Annotated in this window: 16 protein-coding genes and 1 tRNA gene; 10 read left to right on the top strand and 7 right to left on the bottom strand. The window is 54.1% G+C overall.

All coding sequences use genetic code 11. The features are described 5' to 3' along the window. The first annotated feature begins 6 nt into the window (after positions 1–6). From ACR0IY_RS02830 to ACR0IY_RS02820, 3 genes are all read left to right on the top strand, one after another. Positions 7–873 carry a YihY/virulence factor BrkB family protein gene (locus ACR0IY_RS02830; RefSeq protein ID WP_480670333.1) on the top strand — a complete coding sequence of 289 codons (867 nt, stop codon included), beginning with the start codon at positions 7–9 and terminating at the stop codon, positions 871–873. Next, positions 870–2,771: a multiheme c-type cytochrome gene (locus ACR0IY_RS02825; RefSeq protein ID WP_480670332.1), complete on the top strand. Its 1,902-nt coding sequence runs from the start codon at positions 870–872 to the stop codon at positions 2,769–2,771. The genes ACR0IY_RS02830 and ACR0IY_RS02825 overlap by 4 nt, the downstream gene beginning before the upstream one ends. Before the next feature lie 96 nt (positions 2,772–2,867). Continuing rightward, positions 2,868–3,056 (top strand): hypothetical protein, encoded by a 189-nt coding sequence (locus tag ACR0IY_RS02820; RefSeq protein WP_480670331.1) that lies wholly within the window; start codon positions 2,868–2,870, stop codon positions 3,054–3,056. A 2-nt stretch (positions 3,057–3,058) separates the two neighbouring features. Here ACR0IY_RS02820 and ACR0IY_RS02815 read toward each other — a convergent pair whose 3' ends face one another. Both ACR0IY_RS02815 and ACR0IY_RS02810 read right to left on the bottom strand, forming a co-directional pair. Continuing rightward, positions 3,059–3,775, bottom strand: a complete 717-nt coding sequence (locus tag ACR0IY_RS02815; protein WP_480670330.1) for an RlmE family RNA methyltransferase — start codon at positions 3,773–3,775, stop codon at positions 3,059–3,061. Beyond that, positions 3,775–4,887 (bottom strand): Ppx/GppA phosphatase family protein, encoded by a 1,113-nt coding sequence (locus tag ACR0IY_RS02810; protein ID WP_480670329.1) that lies wholly within the window; start codon positions 4,885–4,887, stop codon positions 3,775–3,777. Before ACR0IY_RS02810 ends, ACR0IY_RS02815 begins: the two co-directional genes overlap by 1 nt. 240 nt (positions 4,888–5,127) lie before the next feature. On the opposite strand from ACR0IY_RS02810, the gene ACR0IY_RS02805 reads away from it, so the two are divergent. The 4 genes from ACR0IY_RS02805 (at position 5,128) to ACR0IY_RS02790 (ending at position 7,701) form a co-directional block, all read left to right on the top strand. After that, positions 5,128–5,424: a virulence factor gene (locus ACR0IY_RS02805; protein ID WP_480670328.1), complete on the top strand. Its 297-nt coding sequence runs from the start codon at positions 5,128–5,130 to the stop codon at positions 5,422–5,424. Positions 5,425–5,451: 27 nt separating this feature from the next. Next, the gene (locus tag ACR0IY_RS02800; RefSeq protein ID WP_480670327.1) at positions 5,452–6,378 is read left to right on the top strand and encodes a methylenetetrahydrofolate reductase; all 927 of its coding nucleotides are present in this window, start codon (positions 5,452–5,454) and stop codon (positions 6,376–6,378) included. Between the two features lie 9 nt (positions 6,379–6,387). Further along, positions 6,388–7,449: a methyltetrahydrofolate cobalamin methyltransferase gene (locus tag ACR0IY_RS02795; protein WP_480670326.1), complete on the top strand. Its 1,062-nt coding sequence runs from the start codon at positions 6,388–6,390 to the stop codon at positions 7,447–7,449. Positions 7,450–7,627: 178 nt separating this feature from the next. Then, positions 7,628–7,701 (top strand) — tRNA-Gly (locus ACR0IY_RS02790). A gap of 558 nt (positions 7,702–8,259) precedes the next feature. Here ACR0IY_RS02790 and ACR0IY_RS02785 read toward each other — a convergent pair. Next, entirely contained in the window at positions 8,260–9,672 is a 1,413-nt protein-coding gene (locus tag ACR0IY_RS02785; protein WP_480670325.1) for a sensor histidine kinase, read from the bottom strand. Positions 9,673–10,016: 344 nt separating this feature from the next. Between ACR0IY_RS02785 and ACR0IY_RS02780 the strand changes: the two genes are divergently transcribed. Then, positions 10,017–11,312, top strand: a complete 1,296-nt coding sequence (locus tag ACR0IY_RS02780; protein WP_480670324.1) for a cytochrome P450 — start codon at positions 10,017–10,019, stop codon at positions 11,310–11,312. Between the two features lie 54 nt (positions 11,313–11,366). On the opposite strand, the gene ACR0IY_RS02775 is transcribed toward ACR0IY_RS02780, so the two are convergent. Continuing rightward, positions 11,367–12,488, bottom strand: coding sequence for a response regulator (locus tag ACR0IY_RS02775; RefSeq protein WP_480670323.1), 1,122 nt, complete (start codon positions 12,486–12,488; stop codon positions 11,367–11,369). A 389-nt stretch (positions 12,489–12,877) separates the two neighbouring features. Beyond that, entirely contained in the window at positions 12,878–13,624 is a 747-nt protein-coding gene (locus tag ACR0IY_RS02770) for an acyl-homoserine-lactone synthase (protein ID WP_480670322.1), read from the bottom strand. A gap of 557 nt (positions 13,625–14,181) precedes the next feature. Here ACR0IY_RS02770 and ACR0IY_RS02765 point away from each other — a divergent pair. Beyond that, the gene (locus ACR0IY_RS02765) at positions 14,182–15,123 is read left to right on the top strand and encodes a response regulator (RefSeq protein ID WP_480670321.1); all 942 of its coding nucleotides are present in this window, start codon (positions 14,182–14,184) and stop codon (positions 15,121–15,123) included. 64 nt (positions 15,124–15,187) lie between these two features. On the opposite strand, the gene ACR0IY_RS02760 is transcribed toward ACR0IY_RS02765, so the two are convergent. Together ACR0IY_RS02760 and ACR0IY_RS02755 are read right to left on the bottom strand one after the other, a co-directional pair. Beyond that, positions 15,188–16,045, bottom strand: a complete 858-nt coding sequence (locus ACR0IY_RS02760; RefSeq protein ID WP_480670320.1) for a class I SAM-dependent methyltransferase — start codon at positions 16,043–16,045, stop codon at positions 15,188–15,190. A 24-nt stretch (positions 16,046–16,069) separates the two neighbouring features. After that, the gene (locus ACR0IY_RS02755) at positions 16,070–18,112 is read right to left on the bottom strand and encodes an ASKHA domain-containing protein (protein WP_480670319.1); all 2,043 of its coding nucleotides are present in this window, start codon (positions 18,110–18,112) and stop codon (positions 16,070–16,072) included. 217 nt (positions 18,113–18,329) lie between these two features. Between ACR0IY_RS02755 and guaB the strand changes: the two genes are divergently transcribed. Next, complete coding sequence (guaB, locus tag ACR0IY_RS02750) at positions 18,330–19,778, top strand: IMP dehydrogenase (protein ID WP_480670318.1); 1,449 nt, start codon at positions 18,330–18,332, stop codon at positions 19,776–19,778. Positions 19,779–19,787: the final 9 nt, after the last annotated feature.

The following is a 19,787-nucleotide window of genomic DNA, read 5'->3' as shown; positions in this document are numbered from 1 at the left end:
TTCGAGATGAACTCCAGTGTGATTCCCCGTTTCGGACGACCCGTTCAGGCGCTTTGGGTTGCCGTTGGCCGCTTTGGCGCAAAGAACGGTTTTGTCATGAGCAGCCACGTGGCCATGTCGTTAATGCTGGCATTGTTTCCTTTCGTACTGTTCACCGTGGCGCTGGCGGGTTCGCTGTCACAGGATTATGTCACGAACGAACTGATTGAGCTGATATTTGGTGCCTGGCCTCAGGATGTGGCGCAGCCGATCGTAGCTGAGCTGCGCTCGGTTCTGGCTGAATCGGGTTCGGGCGTGATCACCCTTGGTGGCTTGCTGGCGATCTTTTTCGCATCGAACGGGGTTGTGGCAGTCAGAGCAGCGATGAATCAGGCCTATCACGACCACGACAGTTGGCCGTTCTGGAAAACCCGGCTGTTGTGCCTGGGGCTGGTGATCATTGGAGGCATTACCATTCTGATCATCGCTGCGGTTGAAGTCGTCTTGCCGGTCTATACTCAGCTTGTATCTGAAAAAACGGATGTGAACGTGTCCGACTGGCTGTCGGTGGATCGCCTGCGCTGGACCTTCACCGTTGCTGTTCCTATCGGCGTTGTGGTTTTGGCGCATCTGTTCCTGCCGACCCGGCGTCACAAGCTGCGTCAGATTCTTCCCGGCGTTTTTTTGACTCTGGCCCTTTGGGCTGCAGGCGGATGGGGATTTTCGGTTTATATCGCACAGTTTGCAACTTATAGCGCGACGTATGCCGGGTTGGCCGGAGCTATGGCCGCATTGATCTTTTTATATCTCTGCGCGGCGATATTGATCCTTGGCGCGGAATATAACGGGGCTTTGATGGACCTTCAGAATGATACTGAAGGGCGCACTTCATGAAAAAAGCCTTTGTTTTCCTTTGGCTGTTTTCACCTGTTTATGCGTTCGCACAATCCCCAAACTATGTCGGTTCGGATCATTGCGTCGAATGTCATACCGCCGAGGCCGAGGCATGGTCTTTGTCCCATCACGCTTTGGCTTGGACCGAGGTTGAAGACGGGCAGGTAGTCGCGGATTTTGATGGAACGCGGTTTGATCATTCCGGCATGTCGGTGGAATTCAGCGGAACGGGCAATGAACTAGAGGCCCGGGTGACTGAAAAAGATGGCGTCATGACGTCCTATGATGTGCACTCGGTCGTTGGGATAGAACCACTCCAGCAGTACCTGTTTGAAACCGAACCCGGTCGACTGCAGAGTTTTGACGTTGTCTGGGATACCGAGAACCGAAAGTGGTATCATCTTTACCCAGAACAGTACCTGCCACCTGATGACGGATTGCACTGGACCGGCCCGTATAAAAACTGGAACTCACGTTGCGCCGAGTGTCACGCCACCGGATTTGAAAAAAACTATGAGTCCGAGACGCGAACTTACAGCTCAATACAGGCTGAAATTGGCGTCGGGTGCGAAGCCTGCCATGGTCCTGGCTCAGCGCATATCGAATGGACGCAGGGCCAGAATCTCGCTGACGATCTGAGTGAGTTCGGATTTACAATGGATTGGGGTAAGGGCCGGACTGAGGCTGAAATTCAGCAATGCGCTGGGTGTCACTCACGCCGCGAAGCGCACGGGGATGGCAATCCCATCCCCGGAACACCCTATCATGATGCTTATAATCTGGCCGTGCTTCGTCCGGGTCTCTATCAACCCGATGGCCAGATATTGGATGAGGTTTACGTTTACGGCTCGTTCCTGCAATCCAAAATGTATGCTCAGGGCGTTGGGTGCTTGAATTGCCATGACCCCCACACCGCAGAGCTGAGGGCCGAAGGCAACGGCGTGTGCACCCAATGCCATTCCCCCGCTGCAAACCCCGAATTCCCGACCCTGACTGCCAAGGAATATGATTCGACCGAGCATCACCACCACCCGGAAGGCAGTGATGGGGCGCAGTGCACCTCCTGCCATATGGTCGAGCGTGTTTACATGGGTGTCGATTGGCGGCGCGATCACAGCTTTCGTATTCCACGCCCTGATTTGGGGTTGGGTGAAGACGCCTGTACAGATTGCCATCAAGACCAGGATCAGGAATGGGCGGCTAGTCAAGTCGAACAGTGGTTTCCTGAGTCCACACATCGCGTAGCCCATTATGGAACGACGTTTCGGGCAGCAGTCACAGGATCTTCGGACGGGCCAGATGCGCTGTTGGAAATTGCTATGGACCCAGACATCGCAGGTATCGTTCGTGCAACAGCGGCCTATCTGCTCCAGCCCTTTGCGTCGGCAGAGATAGCCGAGAAGACGGCACCGCTGCTGTTGGACAGGGACCCGTTGGTTCGCGCAAATTCGTTGCCGCTTCAACGTCAGGCCGAGTTGCCGAAACAAATACAGCGGTTTGAACCCCTGCTGTCCGATCCAACGCGTAATGTACGTATATCGGCGGCAAAAGAGTTCCTGAACATTCCGGGTCAAGCCCTGTCACAGAACCAGCGGGAACTGGTGGCGCAGGGTATGAGTGAATGGCAGGCGGCGATATCCAACCGTCTCGATTTTCCAGAAACACACCTTGTTTTGGGTGGAATGGCACTGAACTTCCGGGATGCTCCAGCTGCAGAACGCGCGTTTAGCGAGGTCGTTTCACTGGACCCTCAGCGCGCCGAAGCGTGGCCTATGCTGGTCCAGCTGGCGCACATCAATCGCGGAGCTGATGCCGCACGAGAGGTCCTGCAAAAAGGGCTGTCTGTATTGCCGGAAGACCCCGGGCTGTTGCAGCTTAAATCACAGCTCGATCCATAAACCGGCACGGCTTGGCCCGCATTGGGCCATGATAACGGCAAATTCACCGGCTACTGGTGGGTCAGGGGGTTAACCCACCCAGACTATAGGTGATCCATGTTCGAGAAACCTGTCCACACATCGCAGTTGCAGCGCCCCCTGTCGTTAAGCCAGCGGATCGCAGATTTGCGGACGAAGAAGCCGGAATACATTAAGCACGGTCAGGCGCTGTTGTTGCAAAACGCGGCGGCGTCGTCGCTACGCGAGCAGGTTTTGACAGTCGATCAGTTTTCGCTGGACGACTGACGTCAGCCACGGAAGCCGGTTGCCACGACAAACTTCTCGGAACTGTCTGAACGCGATGCCGGTGGTTTTACATTCGCCACCTTTTCAAACTTTTGCTTCAACAATTTCTGCAAATCACCTTCGGCGCCCCCGGCCAGAACCTTGGCGACAAAAGTGCCGCCTTCTTCCAACACATCGAAGGCAAAATACGCGGCTGTTTCACACAGCGCCATGATACGCAGGTGGTCGGTTTGCTTATGCCCCGATGAGGCTGCAGCCATATCCGACATCACCACATCCGCCTTGCCGCCCAGCCAGTCTTTGACCTTTTGGTCGGCGTCGTCTTCCATGAAATCCAGAACGTGAGTTTCCGCGCCTGCAACGGGCTCGACCTCTTGCAGATCAACGCCCAGAACAGTGCCGACCCGTTTGCCCGACCTTTCGCCCAATGCGTTGACACGTTTGACGGCCACCTGACACCAACCGCCCGGTGCACAACCCAGATCAACCACGCGCGCGCCTGGAACCAGAAAACGGAACTTGTCGTCCAGCTCAAGAATCTTGTACGCAGCCCGTCCGCGATACCCTTCGGCCTGCGCACGCTTTACATATGGATCATTCAACTGCCGTTCGAGCCATCGGGTCGAGCTGAGCTTGCGCCCACGTGCAGTCTTAACTTTGACCTTCAGGTCGCGCTGCCCGCGACCCGAGGTGTTTTTGCCAGTCGGTGTCTTCGCCATCAGAACGGTCCGTCTTCCAATACGCCGTCCGCACTCATTTGAGCATAAAGCAGACCTTCGCGCAGCCCACGGTCCGCCACGGAAAGACGGTCAGTGGGCCAGCAGCGTAACAAAGCCTGCAAAATGGCCGAGCCGGACATGATCAGGGCCTGCCGGTCATCGCCGATACGCGGATCTCGCCGCCGCCCCAGTGGGCCGAGTTCTAAGTATCCCCGTATGACTTTGTCAATCTGATCGCTGGTCATGCGCAGGCCGTCCACTTTGGTTCGGTCATAACGCTTCAACCCCAAATGCGAGGCGGCCACCGTTGTCACAGTGCCGCTGGTGCCAACGATCTGAAACCCTTCGCGAGCCTGTTCATCTTTGTAGGGGGCGAAGTCGGCCAGATTTTCCTCAAAGAACCAGCTCATCAGTGCAAAACGGGCCGAGTCATCCTCAACATCGTGGAACTGATCGCGTAGGGTCGCGACGCCCAGAGGGACGCTGATCCAATCCACAACCTTGGCAGCCGGGAAAGGGCTGTCGGCGGTGTGAAACCCATTATGCAGGCGCATGATTGCGGCCGGGCGGTCTCGGCGGGGAACTGATGAGATATCTATCCACACCAATTCGGTCGAGCCGCCGCCAATGTCCACCACCAGCAACTGTTCGGTTTTCGTCGAAACCAGTGGTGCACAAGAGATCACGGCCAGGCGCGCCTCTTCTTCGGGCTGGATGATCTCAAGGGTTAGGCCGGTTTCGCGTTTCACCTGCCGGATGAAATCGCGAGAATTTTTTGCCCGCCGACACGCCTCGGTCGCAATCAGACGCATCCGTTTGACCTTATTGCGTTTCAGCTTTTGCTGGCAGATTCGGAGCGCCTGTACGGTACGCGCCATCGAGGACCTAGACAGCCGTCCGGTCCGTTCCAGACCCGCGCCCAATTGCACGGACTTGGAGAAGCTGTCTACCACATGAAACCCGCTGCCCTTGGGCTGCGCTATCAACATGCGGCAGCTATTTGTTCCCAAATCCAGCGCTGCATACAGCGCATCCGGATCGGGTCTTGCCGGCGCGGGGCTTTCGACCGCCTTCGGGAACGCGCCCGCACCTTTGGGACGCTTGGGCGCCATCTTCAACGCCCTCCGATTATCGAGTTACCCCGACCATAGGTCGGCCAATTGGTTCGTGCAAGACGCTCATTAAAGTGATGAGTATTTTGATGTGCGCGTTTACGTGAAAGTTCAGTACAAGCCCTGTATCCCATCGTGGGCAAAAAGGTCGCTTGAAATACGCCTTGTGTCGAAAATCGACCGACCTAAGCCCATATTGAAGTTTAGAACCGGCCCATCGGGTTAGGAGGAATCACAGCAATGCCTGACGTCACCATCGTATACTGGCGCGACATTCCCGCTCAGGTCATCGTCGGCAAAGGCCGCCGTGGCGCCAAGCGGCAGTTGGAGGAACGGTTTGAACAAGCGATCGACCGTGCTGCCATGAAGGTGAATGCCAAGGACAGCGATGCCTATCTGGCCGAATGGCGCAAAGCCGAACCCTTTGCTGTCGAGGGCGACCCGTCCGAGATTGCCGAGGCCGAGGCTGTGCGTCTGGAAACAGAATACGATCAGGAACGCATCAAGACCCTGATCGCCAATGACGGTTGGGCGTAAGCCCGAGATAGCTATGGGAGGCCGTAAATGGCTTTGCTGAACTTCAAAAAACGTGATGCGGTCGAAAGCGGCCCTGTAAACCCGACCGTCGAAGCCTTTTTGCAAGGCTATTCGATTGAGGTGATGCCGCGCACCGCCGAAAAGGTCGAGGATTTCCGCGCACTGTTGCCCGAAGGCACCCGGGTCTACATCGCCCATATCGAAGGCACACCCATCGAGGATATGGTCAAGACTGCAAAGCGGATCGCGGCCGAAGGCTATCCTGTAATGCCGCACTTCCCGGCGCGTATCATCAAGGATGCGGCTACGCTGGAAAACTGGATTTCGATGTACCAGGGCGAGGCGGGCGTCGATCAGGCGCTGCTGCTGGCTGGTGGCGTTGCGAACCCACATGGTGATTTCGACAGCTCGATGCAGTTGCTGGAGACAGGTCTGTTCGACAAGGCAGGATTCAAGCGTCTGCATGTCGCTGGCCACCCTGAAGGCAACAAAGACATTGACCCCGACGGTTCGTCCAAAAATGTTGATGATGCGTTGCGCTGGAAGCAGAAGTTCAGCGAAACAACCGACGCCGAAATGGCGCTGGCGACGCAGTTCGCATTCGACGCGAAACCGATCATTGCTTGGGCCGACAGCCTGAAAGAAGCGGGCATCGACCTGCCGGTTCACATCGGGATCGCGGGTCCAGCCAAGCTGCAGACTCTGATTAAATTTGCTATCGCCTGCGGTGTGGGCCCATCGCTGAAGGTTCTGCAAAAGCGTGCTATGGATGTGTCCAAGCTGCTGCTGCCCTATGAGCCCACTGACGTGATCACCGAGTTGGCCAACCACAAAGCGGCCAACCCGGATTTCAATATCACCAACGTGCACTTCTTCCCGCTTGGCGGTATCAAAACCAACGCCAACTGGGCGATCAACAACGGCGGCGCTTCGGCAAAGCCTGTAAACTCCTAAGGAACGGACATGACCCGTACAGTCGTAGAATCAAAAACAAAAACCGCCGTCCTGGGCTTTGATGAACCGTTTTGCGTGATCGGCGAGCGGATCAATCCGACCGGCCGCAAGAAACTGGCTGCTGAACTGGAAGCGGGCGATTTCTCGACCGTCGAGAAAGACGCCATCGCTCAGGTTGCGGCAGGTGCCACCGTTCTGGATATCAACGCGGGTGTTGTCTACAACTCGAACCCCAACCCGAACGAGACTGAGCCGCCGCTGATGCGCAAGATCGTCGAGTTGGTTCAAGGTCTGGTCGAAGTTCCGCTGTGTATCGACTCGTCGGTTCCCGGTGCTCTGGAAGCTGGTCTTGAGGCCGCTCATGGTCGTCCGCTTCTGAACTCGGTCACCGGCGAAGAAGAGCGTCTGGAACTGGTTCTGCCGCTGGTCAAGAAATACAACGTGCCGGTTGTGGCGATCTCGAACGATGACACCGGTATTTCCGAAGATCCTGATGTCCGCTTTGACGTCGCCAAGAAGATTGTTGAGCGCGCTGCTGATTTCGGCATCCCGGCACATGACATCGTTGTTGACCCACTGGTTATGCCCATCGGCGCGATGGCAACCGCTGGTCAGCAGGTGTTCGCACTGGTGCGTCGTCTGCGCGAGGAGCTGGGCGTGAACACCACCTGTGGCGCCTCCAACATCTCGTTCGGTCTGCCGAACCGTCATGGCATCAACAATGCGTTCCTGCCGATGGCGATGGGCGCGGGCATGACGTCAGCGATCATGAACCCGGTGGCACTGCCAGTGACGCAGAAGAAGATTGCCGAGAAGAAAGAGGCCGTTGCCGCAGCCGGAATCATCCTGCCAGAGGGCATGGACGACGAGGCCTTCGTTCAGATGTTCGGCCTGGGCTCGACTAAACCGCGCGCCGGTAAGGAAATGGAAGCCATTCGCGCCGCCAACTTGCTGACCAACAACGACGCGCATGGCGGTGAGTGGATCAGGTTCAACAAAGCGCCGGACGAGGCGGGTGCCGCCGGTGCCGCTGGTGGTCGCCGCGGTGGTGGCCGCCGTCGCCGCGCCTGATCCGCGTTCACAGGTTTGAACAGGCCGGGCTTTTGCCCGGCCTTTTCTTTTGACAACGGCCAAACTCCGCCAAAGGACGTTGGCAGGTTTGCTCGAGCTAGCTGAACAGGGAAGGGCTCAGATGGCTGCCAAAAGCGCTTGAAGTCGCTTAGGGCAGGGTGCTATCCAGCCTAACGCGGCGGGTATGATGTAATGGTAGCCTGTCAGCTTCCCAAGCTGAACGCGCGGGTTCGATTCCCGCTACCCGCTCCAAAATCCTAATAACTGTTGTCTGGAAAATTGTTCATTCTAGCCTTCAATTTCGGCTGATGAGGCGGATTGTCCTTAGAACAAGCCTTAGAGGTGGTCCACCTCAAAAGACAGCCCTGTTGTTCCGGAAATCGCCAGTGTGATGTGTCGAATCGATAATGGCATTTGAAAACGTAAACAATTCGACGGTGTTAAATGGCTCTGTTTCTAAATAACGTTACTCAAATTGGCTGAATTGCCCAAAGTAAAGTAATTCCTCCGCGCTTCGATGGATAATCTTCTACAGTCGGTACTATGAGTTTGCCATCTTTAACTGGGTGGTTTTGTAAACCGAAAGATGTGGATTCTCCGCATCTTCGGATGTGTATCTGGTAACGAGTGTGCCGTTCCGATCGAAAGGTCGGAACGGCATTTACTTTTGGAATTCGCGTTCCGACAAGGGGCAAACACCCCCTGGCTGTGACACTGTGTATTGGATCATTGAACTCTGCTGACGAGTGAAATGAAGTGCGTGTCTGAGGCGAGGAACAAGTTTGCCTAGTGCTTTTCTCAAAAGGCTTGTCAGCAAGCCTGTTGGGCACTGCCTCTACCGCTGGTGACAGCTTCAAAGTCTGTCATAGCAGGGAGTTCGATATAAAACTCGGTGCCTTCTCCTAGCTTGCTATGATAGTCAATGGCGCCGCCAAAATGTTCCACGATTTCCTTAGAAATATGCATTCCAAGCCCGGTACCACCCACATGGCGTTCGTCAGATGAGTCAATCTGTGAAAAGCGATCGAACACTTTGTCATGGCACCCTTCGGGTATCCCGATACCCTGGTCCTTAACGAAAATGCGCACATTTTCACCGAGTTTCTCGCAGCCGACCGTAACCTCGCCGCCGTCAAAAGAAAACTTGGCCGCGTTGGAAATCATGTTTGCCAACACTTGCAGAAGACGCGACGCGTCGCCTTTTACGAACAGATCCTCGTTACCCCGTATGTCCTCAGCAATTTCTACGTTGTGAGCACTGACATATCCGAGATTGCAGGATATAGCCTCCTGAACCAGAGCACGAACATCAATAGTACCTTCATGATAGCTCATTTCGCCGGCTTCCATTTTTTGTATGTCCAGCACATCATTAATCAGTGACGCAAGGCGTTCGCTGTTTTTGCCTGCCAAGTGAATAAGGCTTTGTATCGATTCCGGGACATCGCCCATTGCGCCAGTATTAATCAGGTCGAGCGAGCCCTTGATAGATGTCAGAGGTGTTCGCAATTCATGACTAACCGTCGAAATGAACTGTGTTTTCGCTATGTAGGCTGCCTTGGTTCTTTCATGTTCGGCCTTGAGCTTTTCGAGGTGCTCCAAATTCCTACGATAAAGTTTAAGAAAAACCATCGAGCAGTCGATCAGAAAGTACATCACGAAAATGACCGTAAAGAAGTGCAGCCAAAGTTCAGATGAAAGCTCGGGGCGTTCGACCCAGATGTCCTTTACGACAATCACCATGAACGACACGCCATACATTGTCAGGCGGACAACCATCGCCCAGACGAATTGGTGATTGTTCATTGCTGCAAACAACGCCGCAGCAAATAAGAAGAACAGTGGGGTGAAGTGCCCGCCAGTGGGCTGTTCAAAGGCTACTGAAATTACGTATAGGCAGATCGCAGCCGAACTGAGAAGCGTATTCAACAGAATCCAGACGACCATCGCGGCAACGGCTTTGTGCTGATCAGGCTTCAGCCGCGGCACCCGCTTGGCCAGCATCAAATCCTGCACTTCGCAAATCAGGATCGTCCCATAAAACAGCAACGCATTTAATGGATCAAAAAAGAATCCGGTCAGAATTGTTGTCGCCAGGTAAATAGCCTGCCGCTGCCACAAGAGCGCAAAACTCATGGCAGTGTAATCGATTATGTTTTGCAGAAGCCGGTTTTCTGTTTCAGAAGTTTCCCGGTTCGGCAGTGTTGCGTCGATGGCTGTCATCAAAAGGTCTTCATTGCTCTCGATAGGGTACTAATACCGGCACAATGAGGACTTAATTGGTCTGAATTTAGTTCACAGTTTGGCGCTAATCCCTGAAAACTCTTTCCAATTGTTCAGGGACACGACCAAGCCTCCTTTTATAGGAATAAGGGGCTTTGTTGCGCAAATGCTTGGTAGGGCGTCCAATTTCGGCGATCTCGTTGCGAAGTAGAGATTTTTCTATCTTAATGTAACCGGACAAGGGCAGAAATTCTTAGAAGGGTCGGGGGTTGACCGTAGTTGAAATGACGAAGTTTAGGCAGTTCGACGTTGCTCCTGTGTCAGCAAGGCTTGCGGAAAAGCCGGTGACGCTGCTTCAGTTTGCACGATCAGCTGGCCGTAACATGTTGGAAGTTATACCTGCCGAGACCCTGCGGGAAACCTATGTTCGCGGGCCCCTGAACATACATTACATTTGCGACCCGGAAATGATAACCGAGTTGCTAGTGGGGCAGGGCCGTTCGTTTCCTAAGGCCAAGTTTACTAAAGACATTATCGGATCAGCTGTCGGCAATGGATTGATACTTTCCGAGGGGGAAAAGTGGCGTCAGCAGAGGCGCAGGTATTCTCCATTGTTTGCCGCCAGAAACCTTCCGATTCTCGCCCGTCATTTTGCGGAAACCGGGGCTGAAGTCGCTGACTCTCTGGCTGAACACGAAGGGCCAGTAGATGTTGCGCAGATTGCACCTGCATCGACGCTGACGAATATCTCGAGGGTGATCTTTTCGGGGAACAAAGAAGTCAGTTCAGAACAGATACGTGTCGGGCTGATCAAATATTTTGAGTATATCTCCGATTTGTCCCTGTTCGACCTTATGGGTTTGCCAAAATGGCTGCCGCGTAAGAAGTGGTTCAGCAGTCTGGCTCCGGTCACAACTATGCGCGATCTTGCCCGGCAGGTTATTGATCATCGCCGGTCCGAAAACAGAAGCGAGCCGCAGGACTTCCTGGATTTCATGATTGAGGCCCTTAAAACCGATTTCGAGGATGAAGAGACGACAGTCGACAATCTTTTGACCTTCGTTGTTGCTGGTCATGAAACTTCTGCAAATGCGCTGGCTTGGGGGTACTACCTGTTGGCGTTGAACCAGGATATGCAAGCCAGGATACGGCAAGAAATACGGTCTGTTCGCCCAGAAGGCCCGGTCGGATTCGCGGATCTGGAAGCAATGCCTCTCTTGCGAGCGCATATAAAAGAGACACTGCGCCTTTACCCTTCTGCCGCATTTTTTGCCCGGGACGCATCAGCAGACGTAGAAATTAAAGGCGTCGAGATCAAAAACGGCGATGCCTTATTCTTCCCGGTCTACTCTCTGCACAGAAACGAAAAACTGTGGGACTCTCCTGAGCACTACCGCCCAGAACGGTTTTTGGGCTCTTCGTTGCCACGTGGCCAATACATCCCGTTTGGCGATGGGCCGAGAATCTGCATCGGGGCTCAGTATGCTGAAACGGAAATCTCGGTCTTGATGGCCTCGGTTCTGCGTCGCATTAACTTTTCGTTTACTGAGGCGCCGATGCCTGAACCGATTTTGACGTTTACGATGCGCACAAGCGGTCCGCTCATCCTTAACGCCGAACGTGCACCTGTGGGTGTTTAAGAGAGCAGTTTCTACGCCTATCTGATGGGCAAGTCACCGGCGTGACAATGTATGCTAGCGGCGACCGAGGTAGGTTTGATCGCCGTACATTTCTCGCATTACCGTATCGAACAGACGATCATTGGCCGTGTTGCTTTGCTCGGAATATGTAGGTGCAACCGTGACGATACCTTTTCTGAGGTTTATCTCTCGGGTGTTCACTTTCTCAATTGCCTTTTTCAATGCGCCAAGCGAACCAGCCTTGGTAATTGAACGCATCGAAACCGAGGGGCTTTTGACCATACTGAGATGCGCAGACGCGCAACGATTGCTGCGAACTGACCCCAGTTCCTGGTTGAGAAAGGCCTCTGTTGGAAGGTTGCGGGTATGCTCTCGTCCATGCGACACCACGAGAAAGAGGCCGCTGCCTCGATAGGAATAAATTCCACCTGAAGCTTTGCATGCTTTTTCGAGGCAATGTCCTATGTCGAAAATCGCTCTGCGAAATGCGCCAAAATTCCTTAGTTCAAAGCGATACTCGGCATCCCTCAGTTTGATCGCCGTTACCCAAGATTCAAAGCGGCGGCCCCGTGACAACTGATGGACATAATTGTCGAATTCGACATAGCCCAGGCATTGTTCCTGCCCGTCGATCGATAAGGGGTCTTCAAAATTGAATTGCTGGTTATAGTCCAGTTCTTCACGAAGGTGCTTTATAGACGCGGACGAGTTTTGCGCCTTTTTCCGCTCCATCATCATAAGATGAGCGGCATTCATTCTGCTGCGAAGCTCAAAAAAGTTGAATGGCTTGGTAATATAGTCGAACGCACCTTCCAGAAAGGCTTGTTCGATATTCGTCCTGTCGTCCATTGCAGTCAGCATTATCACGGGCGTTTCCAGATTGTCCGGCGTTTGCCTGATTTGCTTCAGCAGTTGGATCCCCGACGTTCCCGGCATCTGAATATCTAGAAGCAGGCAGTCGAACGGAGATTGCGTTGATTCAATATGTCGAAGTGCTTCATTTGCCGAACGAGCAACAGTCACATTGCAGTTTTCAAGTTCCGGAAGGGCCGATTGGAGCAATTCAAGAATACTGGGTTCATCATCCACGGCCAAAACATTCAGTGCCGTGTTTCTTTGTGCACGGAGCTCAAGTTTGCTCTGAAACCGGTCGTTTTCGAAAGTGGAATGTCTCATAACTGGTGAACCGCCGATATTATCGTAACGGTGTCAGCCTATGTGGCGACTGGGACGAAACAGCGGCAAAATGAGAAAAAACCATTAGAAAAAGAGGTAATTTCTTGACCTTTGTTTGTCTCTAACGGCCTTAATGTCAGCTTATCAGCAATTATTGATTCGCCGTGAGCGAGACAATATCGGTGCTGATTTAGTATTGGTGAGAAAACATGCACAATATATCCGGTTTATTACAGCTGTTCAGATGCGATCAGCAGAGGAAACGAGTGCCGTGATAAGCGTCGGAAAGCCGTTATAAAACTATTCAATTCGATAGGTTTTTAGGTGTTAAGTGACGCTCACCATACCACAAGAGACATAAAGCGGAAGCTTTGGTGCAGGGTGAAAAATTATTCGACTCGGTTGTAAATGTTGAACAAAACCGACTGACTTATTGTTCCGTCGATAGAGAATTTTTCACCAACAGGAGTGGCATTGACACCCAGTCGCCGTGACCACCGCGCCCAGACTGATGGAACAATTCCAAGTATGGTGGATGCGCCGCCTTCTCGTGCTACTACCGTCATTTGGTGAAATAATTCCTGCTGGACCAACAGCCTGCGCGAAGCCTCGACACCCTTTACCACGAAGAATCGGGATGCCTCCCATATCTCCGGATCTACCGGAGCGTTGAAAAACAGAACATCAGTCGGCAATCCGTCGAGAATTCCGCGCTGAGCGTCCCGGAGCATATAGCTATAGACCCCGCATTTTGCCGTGCTAGGCACAAGCCGGACGCCACCTATTACTTCTCCGAATTCATGTAAAATTACCCATCGACAAGCCGGGGTGTCGTATTGGTCGAATTCCATACCATCGGCTTCTCCGACCTGCCACCTGAGTTGATCAATAAATATCGACTTTCTGGTTTCCAGGTACTTTGAGAGAAGCGGCCCATAGTCGGAAATATTGCGAAAGCTCAGCGTTGCCGCGCGAATATTGCCAAGTTCATTTTGGGCTATTGGCGAATAGGGAGTGGCACAGAATTCATGACGCGCCGACGAGGTCGGAGCGCCTGCGGTGTTGTCGGCGGGATTCAATTCCGAAAATGTATCCAGTGCCGGGTATTCTTGTTGAAACCTGAGTGGTCGGTCCATGTTTAGCTCGTATTTTGACACACTTATGGCAAGATTCAACTTTGATAGTCTACAACCCATTGCGGTATTTTTATGGAATCCTGAACATGTGTGTCTTATTTTCCTCCCTTAAGTGGATTAGTTGGTAGTTAGTTTACCGTCTCTGGATGTGTTCGGACCTTTTCGTTTCTGTCAAAGATCTCGATCTTCACCTAGTTTCTGGCAAGATCTTGAAAAGAAGAGGCAACTAGTGAGCAGTGCGTTCAGGTTGTATTAGAGGTAGGCGAATTCAGAACTTTTGATGGCAAGCCTCAGCGGGCCATCGTGCCGACTGAACCATTGGCTATTTGGCGTGAAATAACATTTTTAAACTCTTTCTTGAGGTGAGCAGTCACGAAAGAAAGTTTGTGTCGATTGAAAAAGAAGCACAGACATAAGGAAGCCTATCTTAGGTCACCGTTTTGCCGCCTTCTTGAGACATGCTTAATCAATCCTGAGTGTTTTACGCACCAGCCAATCGTTGCACTTGGTCTGCAATGCCCAATGGTTGGTTTGGTGCAAGAGGTTGGTGAGAAGTTATGCGTATACTTGCTGTTGACGACGACCCGAGCATCCTTGAGCTGCTGGAAAAAGTTCTGGAATCTTTTGGATACAATGATGTCGTCACCGCCCGTAGTGGTCGGGAGGCCCTGGAAATCTTGCAGAAACCCGACGAAGTGTTCGACTGTTTGCTGCTGGATGTTCAGATGCCGAATATGAACGGCATTACCTTGTGCGAAGAAGCCCGGAAACTTCCGGATCTCACATACACACCTATTATCATGGTAACTGCCATGGTGCAGAAAGAGTACATTGACGAGGCTTTCGAAGCTGGTGCTACGGACTATGTGACAAAGCCGTTTGAGTTTTCTGATCTGAAGAAGCGGCTTTCTGATGCATATAGAATGGCTGCTGAACGCCGAGCTGCAATCGAAGTGCTCGAAGCGGACGCAGACTGGGATTTGGAGTCAGACATTAATCCAGATGTCCGTCTCAGTGACCCGCAATGTTTCGGAGACTTGCCCGGATTCATTGGGTTCGCCGAATTCGAGAATTACGTCATTCAGCTTTCAACGATGCATTCCATGGCGGCAAAAGTCGTTGCCGTAAAATGCGCTAACGCTGAACGAATTTACCGTTCCGGTTCGATAAACGAGTTTCGGAATGCGATGTCGTTGGCTGGAGCTGCTCTTCTTTCGGCAAATCAGGAAGGACGCAGAGTGGCGACTTATTGGGGCAATGGCGTATTCTTGATGATCTACGACAGTGAAAGCGATCTAAGCGCAGATGGGTTAGTTACGCCAATCCCAGAAGCGCTGAAAGAGATCTCCGGCGACACCGCTACAGGGGGGTCAGTAGGCTTTCTGGTTAGCGAAGAAGTCATGCTGAAAGCTCAAACCAAGATGGAAGCTTTGTTCCTGATAAACAAGGCTGTCGAAATGGTTGAAATGTCGGAAAGCCGCGCAGTCATCACCGGCTGAGCGGCTTTAAAGAAAAATCTGCGTACGAATGTGGCTTTGTTGGGGTAGGTTCTTCCCGCCCCAATCACTCATTTCGCCGCGCTTGATACAGGTTTATGACTGCCGGGATGTGTATATCCGTCCCAGACAGAAATTGCCGAAACTCTTGATGGACATCTTTTTGAATTGCCTGTGCGTCTTGTGCAGTGCCCTCGAAATGCGCGATCACGCGGGCTGCTGGCCCGACGCGGGTGCACAAAGATGACATGCCCTCAAGGCCTCCAACACCGGGTAGTGACAGAGCTACGGCATCGGCTTTCACGTCCATAAGCCCGGCCTGTTCCAATTTACCCGAAACGTGATCCAGATCGTGAAACGCCAGTGGCCCGGGGGCATAGCGATCCACGCGTGGCGGCTGCCCCAACCGCTTGACGGCTGCAATATGCGGAATTTTGAACCATGGGTTCACGTCCAGCGGACCCCACGCGGCGAAGGTCATTTGCCCTCCGGGTTTAAGAGCGCGGGCGATGTTGGCAAACGCAGCGACAGTGTCTTGAAAGAACATTACGCCAAACCGCGAAATCGCAGCGTCCATCCGATTGGAATCAAATTCAAAAGTCTGCGCGTCAGCGTATTGGAAGCTGATGTTGTCCAGCCCCTCTAACGCAGCGCGAGCCTTGGCGCGTTTTAGAAAGGGCTCCGATATATCTGCTGCAAGAACTTGCCCCTGGGACCCAACGGCCTGCGCGGCAGACAGCGCGCTAATGCCCGTACCGCAGCCTATGTCCAGAACCCGCATGCCCGGTTGAAGCCCGGCCCGTTCCAGCACAAGGTTCAGAACCGGTGCCATTAGATGATCAAGCTGATCTTCAAATGTCAGCCACTTGGCCCCGGATTCGGACTTGCCCCAGTATTCAGCCTGTTCCTCATTGGGCGATTGCATCACGATCTCCTGTCGATGTCGCGACTATGAACGCCTGCGACGGCGACGACCAGATTTTTCCTCATCACCACCTGTGTTGAATGACGGGGCGGGCAGGGTGACTACGTGTGCCAGTTCCGTGAAGGGATCTGTTTTGTGCGGAATCGCATTGGCGGCGACGAAATGATCCTGGAACTTCGGAGCGATGGCGGTTTCAACCTTGGTGATCTCGCGCACGACGCGCTCGATCTCAGCACGCGATCCGATATTGCACAGGGCTATCCGAGCGCCGGTTCCGGCGGCGTTGCCCGCGCTTGAGACCTTGTCCAGCGGCGCATCCGGGATCATGCCCAGAACCATCGCGTGTTTGGTCGAGATATGGGCCCCAAACGCACCGGCCAGAACGACGCGGTCAACCGTATTGATCTCCATTTCATCCATCAGAAGACGCGCGCCAGCGTATAGCGCGGATTTGGCCAGTTGAATGGCACGAATGTCACCTTGGGTTACAGTGATGCGCGGGCCGCCCACGGCGCTGGCATCGTGGATCAGATAGGAATGGGTGCGCCCTTCGGGGACACAGCGGGCAGTTCCGGTCTGTTCGGCGGACCCAATCAGGCCGCTTTCGTCCAGCAAACCTGCCATCCGCATTTCGGCTACGGCTTCGATGATGCCCGAGCCGCAGATGCCGGTGATACCTGTGGTGGCGATGTCTTGATCGAACCCTTCTTCGTCAGACCATTTCTCGGACCCGATCACGCGAAAGCGGGGCTCTTTGGTGACAGGGTCAATCTCGATGCGTTCAATGGCGCCGGGCGCGGCACGCTGGCCGGAACTGATCTGAGCGCCTTCAAAGGCCGGACCAGTGGGCGAGGAGCAGGCCAGCACGCGACTGGTGTTTCCCAGTAGAATTTCGGCGTTTGTGCCGACATCGACGATCAAAACAAGATCCTCGGATTTACCGGGTTCTTCCGACAGGGCAACAGCTGCACAGTCAGCTCCGACATGGCCCGCGATACAGGGCAGGATGTAGACCTGCGCGCGAGGGTTCATGGTCGTCAGGTCCATCTCACGTGCAGGCAGGGACATGCTTTCCGATGTTGCCAGTGCAAACGGGGCTTGCCCCAATTCAACCGGATCCAGCCCGATCAGCAGGTGGTGCATGACCGGGTTACACACAAAAACGGTTTCCACGATCAGCTCGGCGTTGATCCCGGCCTCGTCCGCGATTGAGGTGGTCAGGTCGTTGATCGCTTCGCGAACGGCCTTGGTCATTTCTTTGTCGCCGCCGGGGTTCATCATCGAATAGGAAACGCGACTCATAAGGTCTTCGCCAAACCTAATCTGCGGGTTCATCAGACCCGAGGATGCCTTGACCTCGCCGGTTTCCAGATCGGTCAAGTGAGCCGCTATCGTGGTCGAGCCCAAATCAATAGCCAGGCCATATAGGCCACTTTCATGCAGCCCTGGCCAGATTTCAGTAATCCGGGCGACAGTGTCCTTGTGGCCCTTGTGAACGGCAACGGTGACTTCCCATTTACCCTTGCGCAACACAGGTTGCAGCTTTGATAACAGAGAGAGATCGGCGGTGACGGCGTCGATGTTCCACTGTTCACGCAGGGCCCGTTCCAGACGTTCCAGATCGCCGGTCGGCGAATGCATGTCGGGTTCTTCCACGACTACAAAGTACAGGCGGGTTGCTGGATCCATCGTGATGGCGCGCGCAGCGGCGGCTTTGCGGACCACCTGCCGATGCACCTGACTTTCGGGGGGAACGTCAATTACGATATCGCCTTGTACTGTTGCCTGACAGCCCAGACGACGACCTGGTTTCAGACCGCGTTTATCGTCATAGCGTTGTTCGACCGCGTTCCATTCGCTCAGCGCGTCCTCGGAAACGGTCACGCCGTGCTTGGGGAACTCGCCATAGCTGGGCGTGATCTGACATTTTGAACAAATCCCACGACCGCCGCAGACCGAATCCAGATCGACACCCAGCTGCCGCGCAGCGGTTAAGACCGGTGTGCCCAGGGGGAAATGCCCGCGTTTGCCCGACGGGGTAAAAACAACAAGGGGATCGGTGGTCATGATTGGCCTGCCTTTTGTATTCGCGCGTTTGCTGGGCAAGATATGGGTTTGCGCGCAAAGGGAAAGGACAATCAGCGGCACCTTTGGGACGCAGAGCGTCGTTTTTTGCCGCAGCATCGGCCTGATGGTGAAAACTAGTTTAGGTCAGGGGCTTTTACTTGCCATGAATCCATGTAATAGGGTCACCGCCAAACGGGCTTTTGCATGGGGTTAGCAGATGCAGATTCGTGAGGCACTCACCTTTGACGACGTTCTATTGGTTCCGGCGGCCTCGTCGGTCCTGCCGGCAACGGCAGATACAGCCACACGCGTGACGCGTGATATCACTATGAATATTCCGTTGCTCAGCTCGGCGATGGATACGGTGACCGAGGCGCGCATGGCCATCGCCATGGCTCAGGCTGGTGGCATCGGCGTTATTCATAAGAACCTGACGGTGGATGAGCAGGCGCGTGAAGTGCGGCGCGTCAAACGATTCGAGTCCGGTATCGTCTATAATCCGGTGACACTGCGTGCCGATCAGACGCTGGCGGATGCGCAGGCGCTGGTGCAGCGGTATAATTTTACCGGTTTTCCGGTGGTTGATGATGCAGGGCGTGTGGTCGGCATCGTGACCAACCGCGACATGCGTTTTGCGACGTCAGAGGACACACCGATTCATGCGATGATGACCTCGGACAATCTGGCGATGTTGCAAGAGCCTGCCGATTTGGAAGAGGCTAAAAGCCTGATGCGGGCGCGCCGGATTGAAAAACTGCTGGTGGTTGATGGTGCAGGCAAGCTGACCGGTTTGCTGACCCTGAAGGATACCGAACAAGCGGTGCTAAACCCGACTGCATGCAAGGACCCTCTGGGGCGTTTGCGGGTGGCTGCGGCGACGTCGGTTGGAGATGCAGGGTTTGAGCGGTCCGAGCAGTTGGTGGATTCGGGTGTCGATATTATCGTCGTTGATACGGCGCATGGGCACTCGCAAGGGGTTCTGGACGCGGTGAAACGGGTCAAGGCTCTGTCGAACGAGGTACAGATCATTGCAGGTAACGTCGCGACTGGCGACGCGACCAAGGCGTTGATTGATGCAGGCGCCGATGCGATCAAGGTTGGTATCGGGCCGGGCTCGATCTGTACAACTCGGATGGTTGCGGGCGTTGGTGTGCCGCAACTGACGGCGATCATGGATTGCGCGGCGGCGGCAGGTGATGTTCCGGTCATCGCGGATGGTGGCATCAAATTCTCGGGCGATTTCGCCAAAGCCATTGCGGCGGGTGCATCCTGCGCCATGGTTGGTTCGATGATTGCTGGAACCGACGAAAGCCCAGGCGAAGTGATCCTGTATCAGGGCCGGTCGTTCAAGTCCTATCGTGGTATGGGCAGTCTAGGTGCGATGGCGCGAGGTTCAGCCGATCGGTACTTCCAGAAGGATGCTGCCAACGACAAGCTGGTGCCCGAAGGGATCGAAGGTCAGGTACCGTACAAGGGTTCGGCCAGCGCAGTTGTTCACCAACTGGTTGGTGGTCTTCGCGCGGCGATGGGTTATACGGGCTGCGCAACGGTCGAGGAAATGCGCAGAAATTGCAATTTCGTGAAGATCACGGGGGCAGGGCTGAAAGAAAGCCACGTGCATGATGTTCAGATCACCCGTGAGAGCCCGAATTACAGGATCATGTAATCTGATCTG

Source organism: Ruegeria sp. BC1 (assembly GCF_056539305.1).
Note: the sequence above shows the minus strand (reverse complement) of the source record. Positions and strands in the feature narration are given on the sequence as shown.